This is a genomic window from Loktanella sp. DJP18, from assembly GCF_049310965.1.
In the GTDB taxonomy this organism is placed as follows: Bacteria; Pseudomonadota; Alphaproteobacteria; order Rhodobacterales; family Rhodobacteraceae; genus Loktanella.
Genome location: NZ_JBMERN010000012.1, coordinates 1 through 15,633, shown reverse-complemented (window position 1 = coordinate 15,633; position 15,633 = coordinate 1). Strand labels below are relative to the sequence as shown.

17 protein-coding genes are annotated in these 15,633 nt (G+C 64.3%); 8 read left to right on the top strand and 9 right to left on the bottom strand.

Going from position 1 to position 15,633, the window contains the following annotated elements:
• Positions 1 to 61 precede the first annotated feature (61 nt).
• Positions 62 to 1,342 (top strand): lytic murein transglycosylase, encoded by a 1,281-nt coding sequence (locus tag ACOI1H_RS05445; RefSeq protein WP_422435750.1) that lies wholly within the window; start codon positions 62 to 64, stop codon positions 1,340 to 1,342.
• Here the strand turns inward: ACOI1H_RS05445 and ACOI1H_RS05440 are convergent.
• The 4 genes from ACOI1H_RS05440 to ribA are packed head-to-tail and all read right to left on the bottom strand — an operon-like array spanning position 1,322 to position 3,936.
• Entirely contained in the window at positions 1,322 to 1,786 is a 465-nt protein-coding gene (locus ACOI1H_RS05440; protein ID WP_422435749.1) for a hypothetical protein, read from the bottom strand. The two genes, ACOI1H_RS05445 and ACOI1H_RS05440, sit on opposite strands and share 21 nt — an antisense overlap.
• Positions 1,783 to 2,286: an RNA pyrophosphohydrolase gene (locus tag ACOI1H_RS05435; protein ID WP_422435748.1), complete on the bottom strand. Its 504-nt coding sequence runs from the start codon at positions 2,284 to 2,286 to the stop codon at positions 1,783 to 1,785. Before ACOI1H_RS05435 ends, ACOI1H_RS05440 begins: the two co-directional genes overlap by 4 nt.
• 45 nt (positions 2,287 to 2,331) lie before the next feature.
• A complete protein-coding gene (locus tag ACOI1H_RS05430) occupies positions 2,332 to 2,826 on the bottom strand; it encodes a L,D-transpeptidase family protein (RefSeq protein ID WP_422435746.1) in 495 nt (164 codons plus the stop codon).
• Between the two features lie 39 nt (positions 2,827 to 2,865).
• Positions 2,866 to 3,936, bottom strand: coding sequence for a GTP cyclohydrolase II (gene ribA / locus ACOI1H_RS05425; RefSeq protein WP_422435745.1), 1,071 nt, complete (start codon positions 3,934 to 3,936; stop codon positions 2,866 to 2,868).
• A 159-nt stretch (positions 3,937 to 4,095) separates the two neighbouring features.
• Here ribA and ACOI1H_RS05420 point away from each other — a divergent pair, with 159 nt between their 5' ends.
• The 3 genes from ACOI1H_RS05420 to ACOI1H_RS05410 all read left to right on the top strand — a co-directional run bounded on the left by ACOI1H_RS05420 (position 4,096) and on the right by ACOI1H_RS05410 (position 5,740).
• Positions 4,096 to 4,782, top strand: coding sequence for a response regulator transcription factor (locus ACOI1H_RS05420; RefSeq protein ID WP_422435743.1), 687 nt, complete (start codon positions 4,096 to 4,098; stop codon positions 4,780 to 4,782).
• A 210-nt stretch (positions 4,783 to 4,992) separates the two neighbouring features.
• Positions 4,993 to 5,283 (top strand): SH3 domain-containing protein, encoded by a 291-nt coding sequence (locus tag ACOI1H_RS05415; protein WP_422435741.1) that lies wholly within the window; start codon positions 4,993 to 4,995, stop codon positions 5,281 to 5,283.
• A gap of 76 nt (positions 5,284 to 5,359) precedes the next feature.
• Positions 5,360 to 5,740 (top strand): rhodanese-like domain-containing protein, encoded by a 381-nt coding sequence (locus ACOI1H_RS05410; RefSeq protein ID WP_422435740.1) that lies wholly within the window; start codon positions 5,360 to 5,362, stop codon positions 5,738 to 5,740.
• On the opposite strand, the gene ACOI1H_RS05405 is transcribed toward ACOI1H_RS05410, so the two are convergent.
• Together ACOI1H_RS05405 and serB are read right to left on the bottom strand one after the other, a co-directional pair.
• Complete coding sequence (locus ACOI1H_RS05405; RefSeq protein ID WP_422435738.1) at positions 5,737 to 6,498, bottom strand: TSUP family transporter; 762 nt, start codon at positions 6,496 to 6,498, stop codon at positions 5,737 to 5,739. The two genes, ACOI1H_RS05410 and ACOI1H_RS05405, sit on opposite strands and share 4 nt — an antisense overlap.
• On the bottom strand, positions 6,498 to 7,367 hold the full coding sequence (gene serB, locus ACOI1H_RS05400; protein WP_422435737.1) for a phosphoserine phosphatase SerB: 870 nt from the start codon (positions 7,365 to 7,367) through the stop codon (positions 6,498 to 6,500). The genes ACOI1H_RS05405 and serB overlap by 1 nt, the downstream gene beginning before the upstream one ends.
• Before the next feature lie 209 nt (positions 7,368 to 7,576).
• On the opposite strand from serB, the gene ACOI1H_RS05395 reads away from it, so the two are divergent.
• From ACOI1H_RS05395 to preA, 3 genes are read left to right on the top strand one after another with little or no spacing between them, the layout of a single operon-like run.
• The gene (locus tag ACOI1H_RS05395; protein WP_422435735.1) at positions 7,577 to 8,896 is read left to right on the top strand and encodes an NAD(P)-dependent oxidoreductase; all 1,320 of its coding nucleotides are present in this window, start codon (positions 7,577 to 7,579) and stop codon (positions 8,894 to 8,896) included.
• Positions 8,889 to 9,677 (top strand): Fpg/Nei family DNA glycosylase, encoded by a 789-nt coding sequence (locus tag ACOI1H_RS05390; protein ID WP_422435734.1) that lies wholly within the window; start codon positions 8,889 to 8,891, stop codon positions 9,675 to 9,677. Before ACOI1H_RS05395 ends, ACOI1H_RS05390 begins: the two co-directional genes overlap by 8 nt.
• A gap of 21 nt (positions 9,678 to 9,698) precedes the next feature.
• Positions 9,699 to 11,003 (top strand): NAD-dependent dihydropyrimidine dehydrogenase subunit PreA, encoded by a 1,305-nt coding sequence (gene preA / locus ACOI1H_RS05385; RefSeq protein ID WP_422435732.1) that lies wholly within the window; start codon positions 9,699 to 9,701, stop codon positions 11,001 to 11,003.
• Positions 11,004 to 11,015: 12 nt separating this feature from the next.
• Here the strand turns inward: preA and ACOI1H_RS05380 are convergent, their stop codons facing one another.
• The 3 genes from ACOI1H_RS05380 to ACOI1H_RS05370 all read right to left on the bottom strand — a co-directional run bounded on the left by ACOI1H_RS05380 (position 11,016) and on the right by ACOI1H_RS05370 (position 14,319).
• Positions 11,016 to 11,684, bottom strand: a complete 669-nt coding sequence (locus tag ACOI1H_RS05380; RefSeq protein WP_422435730.1) for a flavodoxin reductase — start codon at positions 11,682 to 11,684, stop codon at positions 11,016 to 11,018.
• A gap of 67 nt (positions 11,685 to 11,751) precedes the next feature.
• Positions 11,752 to 13,638, bottom strand: coding sequence for a potassium transporter Kup (locus ACOI1H_RS05375; protein ID WP_422435728.1), 1,887 nt, complete (start codon positions 13,636 to 13,638; stop codon positions 11,752 to 11,754).
• A 54-nt stretch (positions 13,639 to 13,692) separates the two neighbouring features.
• Entirely contained in the window at positions 13,693 to 14,319 is a 627-nt protein-coding gene (locus ACOI1H_RS05370; RefSeq protein WP_422435726.1) for a TetR family transcriptional regulator C-terminal domain-containing protein, read from the bottom strand.
• 166 nt (positions 14,320 to 14,485) lie between these two features.
• Here ACOI1H_RS05370 and ACOI1H_RS05365 point away from each other — a divergent pair.
• Positions 14,486 to 15,633: Zn-dependent hydrolase (locus tag ACOI1H_RS05365; protein ID WP_422435724.1), on the top strand; the 1,148-nt coding region annotated here is incomplete at its 3' end.

The following is a 15,633-nucleotide window of genomic DNA, read 5'->3' as shown; positions in this document are numbered from 1 at the left end:
CTCTGGGAGGGAAAGCGCCGGGTCACGCATCCGTGGGGTGGGATCGCGCGGACGTGATGGTATGGTGACGACAAATCACCCCGGATCGGACCCTGTCTTCATGCGCCTTGCCTTTGTCGTCACCCTTTGCCTTGCCACTGCCGCCTGTGGCGCGTCCCAAAGCACCCTGCGTCCCGAGGCGCGGCCCGCGTCGACGCCGGGCCGGACCTATGCGCAGGTGCCGAATGCGGGTTTCGACGACTGGGTGCGCAATTTCCGGCCGCGCGCCTTGAACCAGGGCGTTTCTGCGGCGACCTTCGACGCGGCCTTCGCGGGCGCGGGCTTTATCCCCGACAGCATCGAGCTGGACCGCAACCAGGCCGAATTCACCAAGCCACTGTCGGAATACATGTCCACGGCTGCAAGCGACGAGCGTGTCACCACGGGCCGCGCCATGTTGTCGCAATACGCCGACCTGCTCTCCCGGATCGAGGCGCAGTATGGCGTGGAGCGGCACGTCGTCGTCTCCGTCTGGGGAATGGAAAGCAATTTCGGCAAGCGGCGTGGCAGCGTGCCGCTGATCTCGACCCTGGCCACGCTGTCTTATGAAGGGCGGCGGGGCCGGTTCTTTGAGGAGCAACTGGTTGCTGCCTTGAAGATCCTGCAGCGCGGCGACACCACGCCGCAGAACATGACCGGAAGCTGGGCCGGTGCGATGGGCCACACGCAGTTCATCCCCACGAGCTATGCCGCCTATGCGGTCGATTTCACGGGCGACGGGCGGCGCGACATCTGGTCCGACGATCCCAGCGACGCGCTTGCCTCCACCGCGGCCTATCTGTCGCGGTCCGGCTGGACCACGGGCCAGCCCTGGGGGGTCGAGGTCCGGCTGCCGTCCGGGTTCGACTTCAGCCAGTCGGCGCGCAACGTGAAGATGTCGCCGGGAGCATGGGCGGCGCAGGGTGTCACAGTCAACGACGGACGCGCCGTACCGGACTACGGCACGGCCAGCCTGATCACGCCGACGGGTGCGGGCGGGCCCGCCTTCCTTGTATTCGGCAACTATGATGCGATCAGCCGCTACAACAACGCGCAGGCCTATATCATCGGCGTCGGGCATCTCGGCGACCGGATCAAGGGAATGGGGCCGCTGCAACGCCCCTTCGTCGCCGGAGAGCGTGACCTGAAGCGGGCAGAGCGGGTGGAATTGCAGCAGCGCCTGACCGCGTCTGGGTTCGACACCGGTGGCAGCGACGGGCAGATCGGCCCGGCGTCACGGCGTGCAATCAGGGCCTTTCAGGCCAGCCGGGGTCTGCCGCAGGACGGATATGCCAGCCTTGCGCTATTGCAACGGCTGCGCTGAACAGGTCTTGCCGTTCATGCACTCGGTCAGGTGGTCGAGGGTCGCCTGATCGGGGTCGGCAAACAGCCAGCCGCCGCAGGCCGACATCTCGATCACCGGGACGGGGCCGTCGATCCGGGCGAAGGCCACGATCGGGCCAGAGGCCGGCAACGCCCCGCACCACGGGCCGGCGCAGGTCACGTCCAGCAGAACCTCTCCGTCGAATGGGACGGTAAAGCCGTCGGCGGTCAGTTCAAAGCCGGTCAGTTGCGCCGTTCTGGTGGTCGGTTGCGGCTCCGTCACGCCGGTGGCGGACGGGGTCGCGAGGTCGCCCGTCAGCACGAGGTAGGGCATGTCCGACGCGCTGGCGTTGGTGAAACTGGCAAGCGGGTCGGGTGCGAGGCAGGACAGGGCCTGCGCCTGGCCGGCCAGCAGGATCAGCGCGGCACTTGCGGCGCGGATCACAGCTTGCCCCCAAGCTCTGCAAGAACCTGCTCGTAGACGGCCCGCTTGAAGGGGACGATCGCATCGACGATCTGGTCCTTGGGCATCCATTTCCACTCGGAAAACTCCGGGTGCTCGGTCGCGATGTCGATATCGGCATCGGTGCCGTGAAAGCGGAACAGGAACCACTTCTGTTCTTGCCCGCGATACTTGCCGCCCCAAGCCTTGCCCACAAGATCGTGCGGCAGGTCATAGCGGATCAGACCGCGGGTCTCTCCCTCCACGCTGATCAGCTTTTCGGACACGCCGGTTTCTTCCCACAACTCGCGCAGGGCGGCGTCCAGCGTCTTTTCGCCGGCGTCCACGCCGCCCTGTGGCATCTGCCAGGCATCGCCGTCACGATCCAGTCGCTGGCCCACGAAGATATGCCCGTGCGGGTTCGCCAGCATCACCCCGACACAGGGGCGGTAGGGCAGCTGTTCGATCTGGTCTTGGGTCATGAAGTGGCCTTGGGTTTTCATCGCGTGTCCTTTCGTTTGGACAAGTTTTGCGCGAAAGGTCCAGCGCTAAGCGATAACAAGCCGAGTGTTATGCATAATCCTGGGTGCAATCCACCGCAGATCAGGGAGTGATAGGGCAACACAGCCTGCCGTCGGTCGCCCCTTGCCGCGCCACTGGTGGATGAAGATCGCAGATCCGCGCCCCTTGACCGGATAGGGCCAATTCCAGTCGGTCAGAATCACGAGGTCATACATCGGGTCGGCGCGGCGCAGGTCTTCGTGGCCGAAGGCATGCGGCACGCGCACCATCATGTTGTAATCGGGGTCGCGGACATCATCGGACCACAGATCACCGGGCCGGATCGGCAGCGCCCAATCGGCGGGCCGTCCCATGCGGTCGGGACGGTAAAGCATGCCCACGATGCGGTGCACACCGCGCGGCGTGGCCCCGTCGCCTTCGTGCTTGTGGTCGGTCAATCCGCCGCGACCGATGGTGCAAGGGAGCCGCCGCCCGCGGAACCGCAGATGCGTAGGCATCACTACGAGGTCAGTCTGCCGCATGGCACATCCCCTTCAGCCGACCAACAAAGCGTCCGGCGGTCACAGCAGATGCCCCGACTTCGCCGCCTTGGTGGCGAGGTAGGCATGGTTGTGCACATTCTCGCCGACCTTCAGCGGAACACGTTCCACCACCGAGATGCCAGAGGCTTCCATCCGTGCAATCTTGGCCGGGTTGTTGGTCAGCAAGCGGACCGAAGCAAACCCCATCTGCCGCAGGATCGCGGCACCGATGCGGAAATCGCGTTCGTCATCGTGAAAGCCAAGCCGATGGTTCGCCTCGACCGTGTCGAAACCCTGATCCTGCAACGCATAGGCGCGCATCTTGTTGGCAAGTCCGATGCCGCGCCCCTCCTGATTGAGGTAAAGCAGCACGCCATGCCCCTCTGCACCCATCTGCGCCAAAGCCGCGCGCAATTGCGGTCCACAGTCGCATTTCAGCGATCCCAGAAGGTCGCCGGTAAAGCAGGCAGAGTGCAGGCGGGCCAGCACCGGCAGGCTGCGGTCGGGTTGGCCGATCTCGACCGCATAATGCTCCTCGCCGCCATCTGCGGGGCGAAAGACGTGCAGGCGACCTGCCTCTGATACGGACATCGGCAATCGGGCGCTGACGACGCCGTGCAGCGGCGAAAGGTCGGTGGCCCGCGCGGCGGCACCATCCACGATCGTCAACCCGTGCAGCGCGCCAAAGGCCGCGGCATCGTCAAGCGGCACGATCACGGCGGCGGGCAGCAGGCGCGCGGACTTGCACAGCGCGATGGCCGCGCGGGCCAGATCGGCGGGCCCTTCGCGCAGCGCGCGCAGCGGGCCTTTCATCGGCGCGCTCAGGTCATCGGCGGGATTGGCCAGCGCCTGCACCCAGGACACGCCGGCACTCGACGGAATCACGATGCGGGCCACGTCGCCGTCATAGGCGGCAACCTTCAGCGTCCGCGCGCGCCAGTCGGTGATCGCCACGGCGGCATCCATGTCGCGTAGCAAAGTCAGGCGGGCCGGCTGCAAGGTCTCGGCTGCCAGCATCACACCGGCACCGGCCACGACCACGGGCACACCCATGCGCAGGTCCGCCCGCGCACGTGCCAGTCGTTCGGTGTCGTCGGGTGCGAACCCCATGGGTCATGGCCTTTTCAAGCGTCAGCCTGATCTAGGCGCTGCCTGCGGCAAATGAAACATTTGTATATGAAATCACACGTCCGTGTGAACCTTTTGCAGCACAGCTTGTTGAATACGTGAGTGCAACACACTTGTTGTGAAAGAGTTCTGGAGGTTGTCATGGCCCAATTGAAGAAGATCCTGCTGGTTGACGACGATGACGACCTGCGCGAGGCGCTGGGCGAGCAGTTGTTGATGACCGAAGATTTCGACGTGTTCGAGGCCGACGACGGTGCCACCGCGATGACGAAGGCGAAGGAACAGCTTTACGATCTCATCATCCTCGACGTCGGACTGCCCGACACCGATGGCCGAGAGCTTTGCCGCCTGATGCGCAAGCAGGGTGTGAAATGCCCCATCGTCATGCTGACGGCGCAGGACAGCGATGCCGATACGATCTACGGACTCGATGCCGGGGCCAACGACTACGTCAGCAAGCCTTTCAAGTTTCCTGTCCTGCTGGCCCGCATCCGCAGCCAGCTTCGGACGCACGAACAGTCCGAGGATGCGGTCTTTCAGCTTGGCCCCTATACCTTCCGCCCCGCCCAGAAGATGCTGGTGACCGAGGATGACAAGAAGGTGCGTCTGACCGAGAAAGAGACGAACATCCTGAAATATCTCTACCGGGCGTCCGATGGCGTGGTGGCCCGCGATGTGCTGCTGCACGAGGTCTGGGGCTATAACGCCGGGGTCACGACCCACACGCTGGAAACCCACATCTACCGCCTGCGCCAAAAGATCGAGCCCGATCCGTCCAATGCGCGTCTGCTGGTAACTGAACAGGGTGGTTATCGTCTGGTCGCCTAGACTGATTGGAACCCGACGCGCCCTGCCGTTGTTGTCGATGTGAAATCCCGCGTCAACGGGTCATGTGACACCCTCCCTGTTGGACTTCGCCCGGGCCTTGTGCCCGGGCTTTTTTCTGCCCGCCCGGCGTGTCTTCTCCCGTCACCGGTTTCCAGCGGGTCGCACCCGCGCTAGGCTGACGGCAAAAGAAACGAAGTGCAGGAGACATCGATGCGCCCCTTCATCACGACCGCCCTGACGGCAATCCTACTGGCCGGTTGCGCCGGACCGCAAAGCGTCGCGGGGCGCTACGAAGTCCGCGGCGTCGAAGACGACGACATGCTGAAACTGCGGGCGGGACCGGGCACGGGTTACATCGCCGTTCTGGGCCTGCCGAACGGCACCGAGGTCTATGTCGAGGATTGCGAGCCGAACGGTAATACGCCGTGGTGCCGGCTCACGCTGGACGATGGACAGGGTGTGACGGGCTATGCATCCAAGGCCTATCTTCACAAACTCTAGATCGCCCGCGCGTGACTTTGACGCAGACAGGATCACGCTACATCCCTCGTCAGATCAACACGAAGGGGAGACACCCATGAAGACCGCAAAAGACTATCTCGACGACGCGAACTCCGTCATCACGCGGCTGCCGACGGCCGATGCCATCAAGGCGCATGGGTCGGACGACGGCGGCATCTGGATCGACGTGCGCGACAGCAGCGACATCGCCAAGACCGGCACGATCAAGGGGGCCAAGCGCGTGCCGCGCGGCTTCATGGAATTCGCCGCCGACCCGGCGTCGCCCTATCACAAGGATTTCCTGACGCCGAACGGCAAGTATTATCTGGTCTGTGGCGCAGGCGGGCAGGCGGCACTGGCCGGCAAGACGCTGAAGGAGATGGGCTATACCGACGTCACGAACGTCGGGGGTGTGCCTGACTGGAAAGAGGCGGGCGGCCCGACTGAGGACGCCTAGCCCCACATCTGCCAGAGCAGCCGCACGGCCAGCGCCGTTGCGGCTGTGACCAGCACAGGCTTTATCAGCCGCGCACCGACGCGCATGGCCAGCCGTGACCCGACCCAGGCACCGGCGATCTGCGCCGCGCCCATCGCCAGACCGACGCCCCACCAGGGACTTGCTACCAGCGCATAAGTCGCGATGCCGCCGAGGTTTGACGCGAAGTTCAGAAGCTTAGTGTGCGCGGTGGCCCGCAGCACGCCGTAGCCCGCAAGTGCCACGAACCCCAGCATGTAGAAGGCACCTGCCCCCGGTCCGATCAGCCCGTCATAGAACGCGACCAGCGGCACGATGGTCAGCGCAAAGACCCCCGGCGCGATGCGCTGGGCGCGGTCGATGTCGTTCAGGCCGGGCTTCAGCGCAAAGAACAGTGCGATCCCGATCAGAAGAACCGGCAGGCCCAGACGAATCACGTCCGTGGGCAGGGACGACGTCAGCACTGCACCCACGACCGCCGCACCAAAGGCGATCAGCGCGGATCTCCACTGCTTTCGCAGATCGACGTGGCCGCCGCGCGCATAGGCGATGGCCGCCATGCCCGCGCCAAAGGCACCCTGCACTTTGTTCGTCGCGATCGCCGTCACAGGGGGCGCACCGGCCAACACCAGCACTGGCAGGGTGATCAGGCCGCCACCACCGGCGATGGAATCCACGATGCCCGCGACGAAGGCGGCCAGCATCAGCCAGACCAGGGCGTCCGCAGTGACCTCGAACATCAGCTGGCGAATTCGAGGCGGTTGTAGCCTTGGATGAACAGCAGCGCCGTCAGGTCGCCGTGGTTGATCCGCACATCGCATTCCGCCTGAACCGCAGGCTTGGCGTGCAATGCTACGCCGGTGCCCGCGCGACTCAGCATGCCAAGGTCGTTGGCACCGTCGCCCACGGCGATCACGTCCGCTTCTGCAATCCCCAGCCGGGCGGTGATGTCCACCAGCGCATCGACCTTGGCCTGACGGCCCAGGATCGGGCGGGCCACGTCGCCGGTCATGCGACCGTCCGCGAACAGCAGCGTGTTGGCACGGTTTTCGTCGAACCCCAGCGCCGCCGCGATCCGCGCGGTAAAGGCGGTAAAGCCGCCCGACACCAGCGCCGCGTGGCCGCCGTGCGCCTTCATCGTCTGGACCAGCTCGTATCCGCCCGGCATCAGCTGGATGCGGGTATCGAGGACGTGTTGCACGATGCTTTCCGGCAGACCCTTCAACAGGCCGACCCGCTCGATCAGCGCCGCCTCGAAGTCCAGTTCGCCGTTCATGGCGCGGGCGGTGATCGCGGCGACCCGTTCGCCTACCCCAGCCTCAGCCGCCAGTTCGTCGATGCACTCCTGCCGGATCATGGTGCTGTCCATGTCCGCCAGCAGCATCCGCTTGCGACGCCCTGCGGTCGGTTGCACCACAAGGTCGACGCCCAGCCTCTGGCAATCGTCCCACACGCCCCAGCGATTGTCGGGCAAGGCGGGCAGGGCAAAGGCTGCGGCCTCGTCACGCGATAGCCACCTCGCCACGCCCCCGCCCCAGGCGTTGCGAAGGTTCTCGACCAGCGTGGAGTCGAGCAGGCCGGGTCCGGCGATCAGTGTGGCGGTGAACATGCGGAAAACCCTTGGCCTTGGCGTGACAATGGCCCTGCTAAACCGTTTGCTGCGCCCGGGAAAGGGCGCGGTCGCGGTTTCAAATCGGCTTGCCCGGAAAATATGACGCAAGGCACGCCACCGCCATTCACAATCCGCTTAAAATTTACCGTTTGATAAAAAATGAAGTTGTGGCAGGCTTGCGGTCACATCACAGGACCGAGGCCGCCATGACATCACCTACCGCACCCGGAATTGCCGCCGGTCGCCTGAGCGGCGAACAGATCGCCCTTGGCTTTGCGGACCTGCACGCGCCGCTTGCCCCGCACGAGGTGCATGTCGCCGCGGACCGCTGCTATTTCTGTTACGATGCGCCCTGTGTGACGGCCTGTCCGACTTCTATCGACATCCCGCTTTTCATCCGGCAGATCGCCACCGGCACACCGGAATCGGCGGCCCGCACGATCTTCGAGGCCAACATTCTGGGGGGCATGTGCGCCCGCGTCTGTCCGACCGAAGACCTGTGCGAAGGGGCCTGCGTGCGCGAAGCGGCCGAGGGCAAGCCGGTCGAGATCGGTCGCTTGCAACGCCACGCCACCGACACGCTGATGGCGCAGCAGGGTCATCCCTTTACCCGTTCGCCGGACACCGGCAAGCGCGTCGCCGTCATCGGGGCAGGCCCCGCCGGCCTGTCCTGCGCGCACCGCCTTGCGATGCTGGGCCATGCGGTCACGCTATACGATGCGCGTCCGAAACCCGGCGGGCTGAACGAATACGGTATCGCAGCCTACAAATCGACAAACGGTTTCGCCCAGCGCGAGGTCGACTGGTTGCTGGGCATCGGTGGCATCACGCTATTGACTGGCAGGACGTTGGGTCAGGATCTGAACCTCGATGACCTGTCGGAGGATTTCGACGCGGTCTTTCTGGGCGTCGGACTTGGCGGGGTGAATGCCCTGGGGATCGCGGGTGACGACCGCGCGGGCGTGGCCAATGCCGTCGCCTTCATTGCCGATCTGCGGCAAAGCACTGACCTGTCGGCCTTGGCCGTGGGGCGCAATGTCGTCGTCATCGGCGGCGGCATGACTGCCGTCGATGCCGCAGTGCAGTCGAAACTGCTGGGTGCGGAAAATGTCACCATCGCCTATCGCCGCGGCCGCGACGCGATGGGAGCCAGCCGATATGAACAGGACCTTGCCGCCAGTCACGGTGTCCGGCTGATGTTCAACGTGCAGCCGCGCGGTGTCCATGACGGCGGGATCGAACTGGAATACACCGCCGACGATGGCACCGGGCTGAAAGGCACGGACGAGACGGTGACGCTGCCAGCCGATCAGGTGTTCCGTGCCATTGGACAGACGTTGACGACCGACGGTGGCCTGACGGTCGAAGGGCGCAAGATCAAGGTTACGGGCACAGGCCGGACGACGCGTGACGGTGTCTGGGCGGGCGGCGATTGCGCGCTGGGCGGCGACGATCTGACGGTGACCGCCGTGGCGCAGGGCCGGGATGCCGCCATGGACATCCATGCGGTGTTGACCGGTGCCTGAACTTCCCGAATCCGACGCCGCCCGGCGGCGGATCGCGGACCACTGTCTGCACCGGACGATTGCAGGATTCGCCTTGGGCGAAGTCAGCCACGTCGAATTGCCGATCGCGGCAGAGCGGAATCGCCTGATCGGCACGCAGTTCACCCGGACTCGGCGGCACGGCAAATACATCTTCGCCGGATCGCAGAACGGTCCGTGGCTGCACATCCACCTTGGCATGTCAGGGTCGCTGCGGGTCTACGAAGAGGGCGACGACGCCCCGGACTATGCCCGCCTTACGGTGATCTTCGAAGGCACTCGCCGCCTTGCCTTTCGCGACCCGCGAAAGTTCGGGCGGATCAGACTGGTCGAGGATGTCGATGACTTCGTGGCCGAAAAGCGCCTTGGCCCCGATGCGATGGAGATCGGCGACAACGCCTTTGCCAGCGCCATCGGTGGCACCCGGCAGGCGGTGAAATCCGCACTTCTCGACCAGTCGAAGATGGCCGGCGTCGGCAACCTGTGGTCTGACGAAGCGCTTTATCGCTGTGGGATCATGCCGGACGCACGTGGCACCGACATTGACGCGGCAACCATCGCGCACCTGCGCCGCGCGGTTCAGGATATCATGGGCTACGTCATGTCCAGGAATGCTGATTACAGTCAATTACCAAACGACTGGCTGATCCATCACCGCAAGGACGGTGCCGACTGTCCCCGTTGCGGCGGCACCATCACCAAGAAAAAGGTGGGCGGGCGCACCGCCTACCACTGTCCCGACCATCAGTCCCACGCGGGCTGACCCCATGCCGGAGGAACCATCATGGCCGACCTGACGACAGAATTTCTGGGTATCCGCAGCCCGAACCCGTTCTGGCTTGCCTCGGCACCGCCGACCGACAAGGAATACAACGTCCGCCGCGCGTTCGAGGCGGGCTGGGGCGGTGTCGTCTGGAAGACCCTCGGCAGCGAAGGCCCGCCCGTCGTCAACGTGAATGGCCCAAGATACGGCGCGATCTACGGTGCCGACCGCCGGCTGCTGGGCCTGAACAACATCGAACTGATTACCGATCGCCCGCTGGAGGTGAATCTGGAGGAGATGGCCCGCGTCAAGGCGGACTATCCCGACCGTGCCCTGATTGCGTCGATCATGGTGCCTTGCGAGGAGCAGGCCTGGCGCGACATCCTGCCCCGCGTGCAGGAAACGAACGCCGACGGGATCGAGCTGAACTTCGGCTGCCCGCACGGCATGGCCGAACGTGGCATGGGTTCCGCCGTGGGGCAGGTGCCGGAATATATCGAAATGGTCGTGCGCTGGTGCAAGAAATACTACGACCGGCCTGTGATCGTGAAGCTGACGCCGAACATCACCGACATCCGCAAGCCCGCCCAAGCGGCGCGCAATGGCGGGGCCGATGCGGTCAGCCTGATCAACACGATCAATTCGATCACGTCGGTGAACCTCGACGCCATGTCGCCGGAACCGATGATCGACGGCAAGGGTACGCACGGCGGCTATTGCGGGCCGGCGGTCAAGCCCATCGCGATGAACATGGTAGCCGAGATCGCCCGCGATCCGGTGACGCGCGGGATGCCGATCTCGGGCATCGGCGGCATCACCACATGGCGCGACGCGGCAGAGTTCATGGCGCTGGGCTGCGGCAACGTGCAGGTCTGTACGGCGGTGATGACCTACGGGTTCAAGATCGTGGCCGAGATGAAGTCCGGCCTGTCCCAATGGATGGACGAAAAAGGCTATGCCTCGACCGCCGACTTCGTGGGCAAGGCTGTCCCGAACGTCACTGACTGGCAGTATCTGAACCTGAACTACGTCGCCAAGGCGAAGATCGATCAGGACAAGTGCATTTCCTGCGGCCGTTGCTATGCCGCCTGCGAGGATACCAGCCATCAGGCGATCGCAATGACTCCGGATCGGACGTTCAGCGTCATCGACGAGGAATGCGTGGCCTGCAACCTGTGCGTCGATGTCTGCCCGGTGCAGGACTGCATCACGATGGAAGCGATGGCACCCGGCCAGACCGACCCGCGCACAGGCAAGGTCGTGCAATCGGACTATGCCAACTGGACGACCCATCCGAACAATCCGGGGGCGGTCGCTGCGGAATGACGGTGAATACGATCACCAGCCGTTTTCAATGACCATGCGGTTCTTCGGCACGCTCAGGTCGGTCAGTGCATCGCGCATCGCGTCGACAAAGCCATGGGGGCCGCAGATGTAGAACGTCTGATCGAGGTCGATCAGCAAGTCCTGCAGCATGTCCCGGTCCAGCTTTCCCCGTTCGTGAGCGGTGTCGGGCTGGTCCGAGATCACGTAGGTGGCGCGCAAGTCTTCCATAGCGTCCCACTTGTCCTTCAAGATGATGTCGCGGTCGGTCTTGTTGGCATAGATCAGGTGATCGCCGGTCACGTCCTCTCTCTCGTGCTTGTCGAGGATCGGGATGAAGGGTGTGATGCCGGCCCCGGCGGCCAGAAACACGCCCGGTCCATGATCGGTGATGGCCCCGGCGGGGTCCTCGGCGATGATGGCGTCGCCGGGCGTCATGTCGGGAATCTGTTCAGTCACGCCGTCGTGGTCGGGGTAGGTTTTGATGACGAATTCCACGACCTCCGCCTCCGGGTGCGAGGTCATGGTGAAGGGGCGATCCTCTTCGCGCCAGCCGTCCTTGTCCAGTGCCCAGTGCGTTGCCTGACCGGGCTCGAACCTGAATCCTTCGGGCCGGTCAAAGACCAGATGCCAGGTGTCGTGGGTCACGGGCGAAAGCGATTTCAGCGTCAGCTTGTAGGTCATTTGGCGTCTCCAGCATGTGTTACAGGGGAAACCTCGGCCCGACACCGCGGGTTCCGGCGACCTTTTGTCAGATCACGATCTGCTGCCCCAGTTCGATCACACGGTTGGGGGGCAGGTGATAATACGCCGGCGCGTTCGTCGCCGTCTTGGTCATGGCGACGTAAAGTCGTTGTTGCCAGCCACGCATGGCCCCGTGTTCCGCCAGCTTGTAGCTGCGTCTGTTGATGAAGAATGACGTTGCCATGATTTCGAACTTGATGCCGAGCCGGCGCGCCAGGGCCAGCGCGCGCGGCACGTTCGGATCGTCCATGTAGCCAAAGGTGACGAAGACGCGCGTAAAGTTGTCGGTCAGCGGTTCGGTCACGACCTGATCGGCGGGTGCAACATGAGGCGCGTTCGATGTCGCGACCGTCACGATGTAGTTGCGGTCATGCAGCACCTGATTGTGCTTGAGGTTGTGCAGCAAGGCAGGTGGGGCGACCACGGATTCAGCCGTCAGGAACATTGCCGTACCGCCGACGTGGCGCAGGTTGGCGGACCCCTTCAACGAGTCGATCAGTGTGGTCAGCGGGACCGAATCCGACCGCGACTTGTCTTGCACGATCCGATTGCCCCGAACCCAGGTTGCCATCACGATCACCAGCAGCGCGGCGACCATCAAGGGCAGGTAGCCACCTTGCATGAACTTCGTCAAATTCGCCGCAAACAGACCGATTTCGATCACGGCCAGCGGAGCCAGCATCGCCAGAGCCAGCGGAACCGACCATTTCCAAAGGTAGCGATAGACGACAAAGGCCAGGATCGTCGTCACCAGCATCTCTCCTGTCACGGCAATGCCGTAGGCGGTGGCGAGGTTGGCCGAGGACCCGAAGGCGAGTACCAGCACCACGACGCACATCAGCAGGATGGCATTCATGCGCGGGATGTAGATCTGGCCCAGTTGCGTCTCGGACGTATGACGAACCTCCATCCGGGGCAGCAGTCCCAGTTGCACGGCCTGATGCGCCACGGAAAAGGCCCCCGTGATGACGGCCTGAGATGCGATCACCGTGGCCACGGTGGCGAAGGCGACCAGACCGGGAAGCGCCCATGACGGGGCCATCAGGAAAAAGGGATCACGGGCCGCTGTCGGATCGGCCAGCACCAGCGCGCCTTGCCCCAGATAGGACAGCGCCAATGACGGGAATACCACGATCACCCATGCTAGTCGGATCGGCCTGCGTCCGAAATGGCCCATATCGGCATACAGCGCCTCTGCGCCCGTGATCGCAAGGAACACGGACCCCAGCACCGGCAAGGCGGATGCACCGTGATTGAACAGGAATTGCACGCCGGGGACCGGGCTGAACGCGCCGAGGATGCGTGGTGCGTCGGCAATGTGGCTGAGCCCCATGACCGCCATCAGGGCGAACCATGCCAGCATGATCGGTCCGAACAGGCGGCTGATGCGTTCGGTCCCGCGCCGCTGCGCCGCGAAAAGGGCGATGATGATGCCGATGGTGACGGGGATGACATAGGGCGCGAATGTGGGCACGATCAGGGTGACGCCTTCCACCGCCGACAATACCGAGATCGCGGGCGTGATCATCGCATCGCCAAAGAACAGCGAGGTCCCGACGATTCCCAGCATGAGAAGAAGGCGATTCTTGCCGAGCGCCCGTTGCCCGAGCGCGAGCAGCGACAGAGTGCCGCCTTCGCCCCGGTTGTCGGCGCGCAGGATCAGGACGACATATTTGAAGGTCGCGATCAGGATCAACAGCCACAGCAGCAGGGACACGATGCCCAGGACGTCGCCGGATTGGGCCTGTCCGCCGCGTGTGGCGGCGGCAAGGCCTTCGCGCAGCGCGTAGAGTGGGCTGGTGCCGATGTCGCCGTAGACGACACCGACCGATCCCACCGCAAGCGCAAGGGTCGACGCCGGGCGGGCGACGCGACCAGGGTCCGAAGTGGGCATGGCAGTGACCCGGATGAGAACGGCAAGCCGGCTGGTAGACCTGTCGCCCGGTCTTTACAAGCGGTCCGGTTCAGTCGGTGCAAGCAGACTGCGGTAAAGTTGTTCGATGAAGGCATCCGCGCCTGAAAAAGGATCGAGGTCGCCCAGAACCGCCCGCACCTGCACGTCAAAATCGGCGTAATGCTGCGTCAGCGCCCAGATCGAGAAGATCAGGTGATGCGGGTCGACAGCCCTGATCGTTCCAGCCGCCATCCAGCCGCGCAGAACCTTGGCCTTGTCGTCCACCAGCGCGCGCAGCGGGCCGGCCAGGACCGCGTGCATCTGCGGCGCACCCGCGAGGATCTCATTGGCGAACAGCCTGCTTTCACGCGGATAATCGCGGCTCATGGCCAGCTTGCGATGGGCATAGGCCAGCACTTCGGCCACCGGGTCGCCGTCGGGGTTCAGCGCGCGCAGCGGATCGAGCCAGGTCTTCAGCAATTCGGTCAGCAGCGCCGTATAGATCGCGTCCTTGGAAGGGAAGTAATACAACAGGTTGGGCTTCGACAGCCCTGCCGCCTCTGCGATCTGGTCGAGGGTTGCCCCCCGGAAGCCCGCCGACGAAAAGGCGTCGAGCCCGCCCGACAGGATGGCCGCCCGGTTGCGGGCCTGAATGCGGGTCAGCTGCGGCTCTTCATTCATCTGTTCACCCTGCGCCGAAGAACGCTGCATGGTCCAGTCAGCGCGGATGCCCTTGCCCGATTTTTGGGCATGTGCCGCGTTGATGGCCGTGACGCTTGACTGACACTGGACCTCTGTTAGCGTTTGTTTGACCAATCGGTCAAATCGTAATCGACAGGAGTGCACGATGGCAGCCCCGGGCGAAAACCTGCGCATCAATCCCGACCGCCTGTGGGACAGCCTGATGGAGATGGCAAAGATCGGCCCTGGTGTCGCGGGCGGCAACAACCGGCAGACCCTGACCGATGCCGACAGCGAAGGCCGACACCTGTTCGCCGCCTGGTGCGCGAAAGCCGGCTGCAAGATGGGCGTCGATTTGATGGGCAACATGTTCGCCCGCCGCGACGGCACCGACCCCGATGCGCTGCCGGTGTATGTCGGTAGCCATCTCGACACCCAGCCAACCGGTGGAAAATACGACGGCGTGTTGGGCGTGCTGGGCGGGCTGGAGGTGATCCGGTCGCTGAACGATCTGAATATCCGCACGAAGCACCCCATCGTCGTCACCAACTGGACCAACGAGGAAGGCACCCGCTTTGCCCCTGCCATGCTCGCCTCTGGCGTGTTTGCCGGGATGCACGAGGAGGCTTGGGCAAAGGATCGCCGCGACGCCGATGGCAAGACATTCGGCGACGAACTGCGCCGCGTCGGCTGGGAAGGTGACGAGCGGGTCGGTGAGCGCAAGATGCACGCCTTCTTCGAGCTGCACATCGAACAAGGTCCGATCCTGGAGACCGAAGGCAAGCAGATCGGCGTCGTCACCCACGGTCAAGGCCTGTGGTGGCTGGAGGTGACGCTGACCGGCAAGGATGCACATACCGGGTCCACGCCGATGAACATGCGCGTGAATGCGGGTCTTGGCATGGCGCGGATCACCGAAGCCGTGCATCGCATCGCCATGGATCACCAGCCGGACGCCGTCGGCGCGGTGGGACAGGCGAACGTCTATCCCAACTCGCGCAACGTGATCCCCGGCCGCGCGGTGTTCACCGTCGATTTCCGTTCGCCCGATCTGGGCAAGCTAACATCGATGCGTGAGAAGTTGGAAGCCGAGGCGCAGGAGATTGCCGCCGATCTCGGCCTTGGCATCACGATCGAACCGACAGGGCATTTCGACCCCGTGACCTTCGACGACGGCTGCGTGCGCGCCATCCGCGATGCGGCCGACCGGCTGGGGTATTCCCACATGAACATCGTGTCCGGGGCCGGCCACGATGCCTGCTGGATCAACCGGGTTGCCCCGACGGCGATGGTGATGTGTCCCTGCGTGGACGG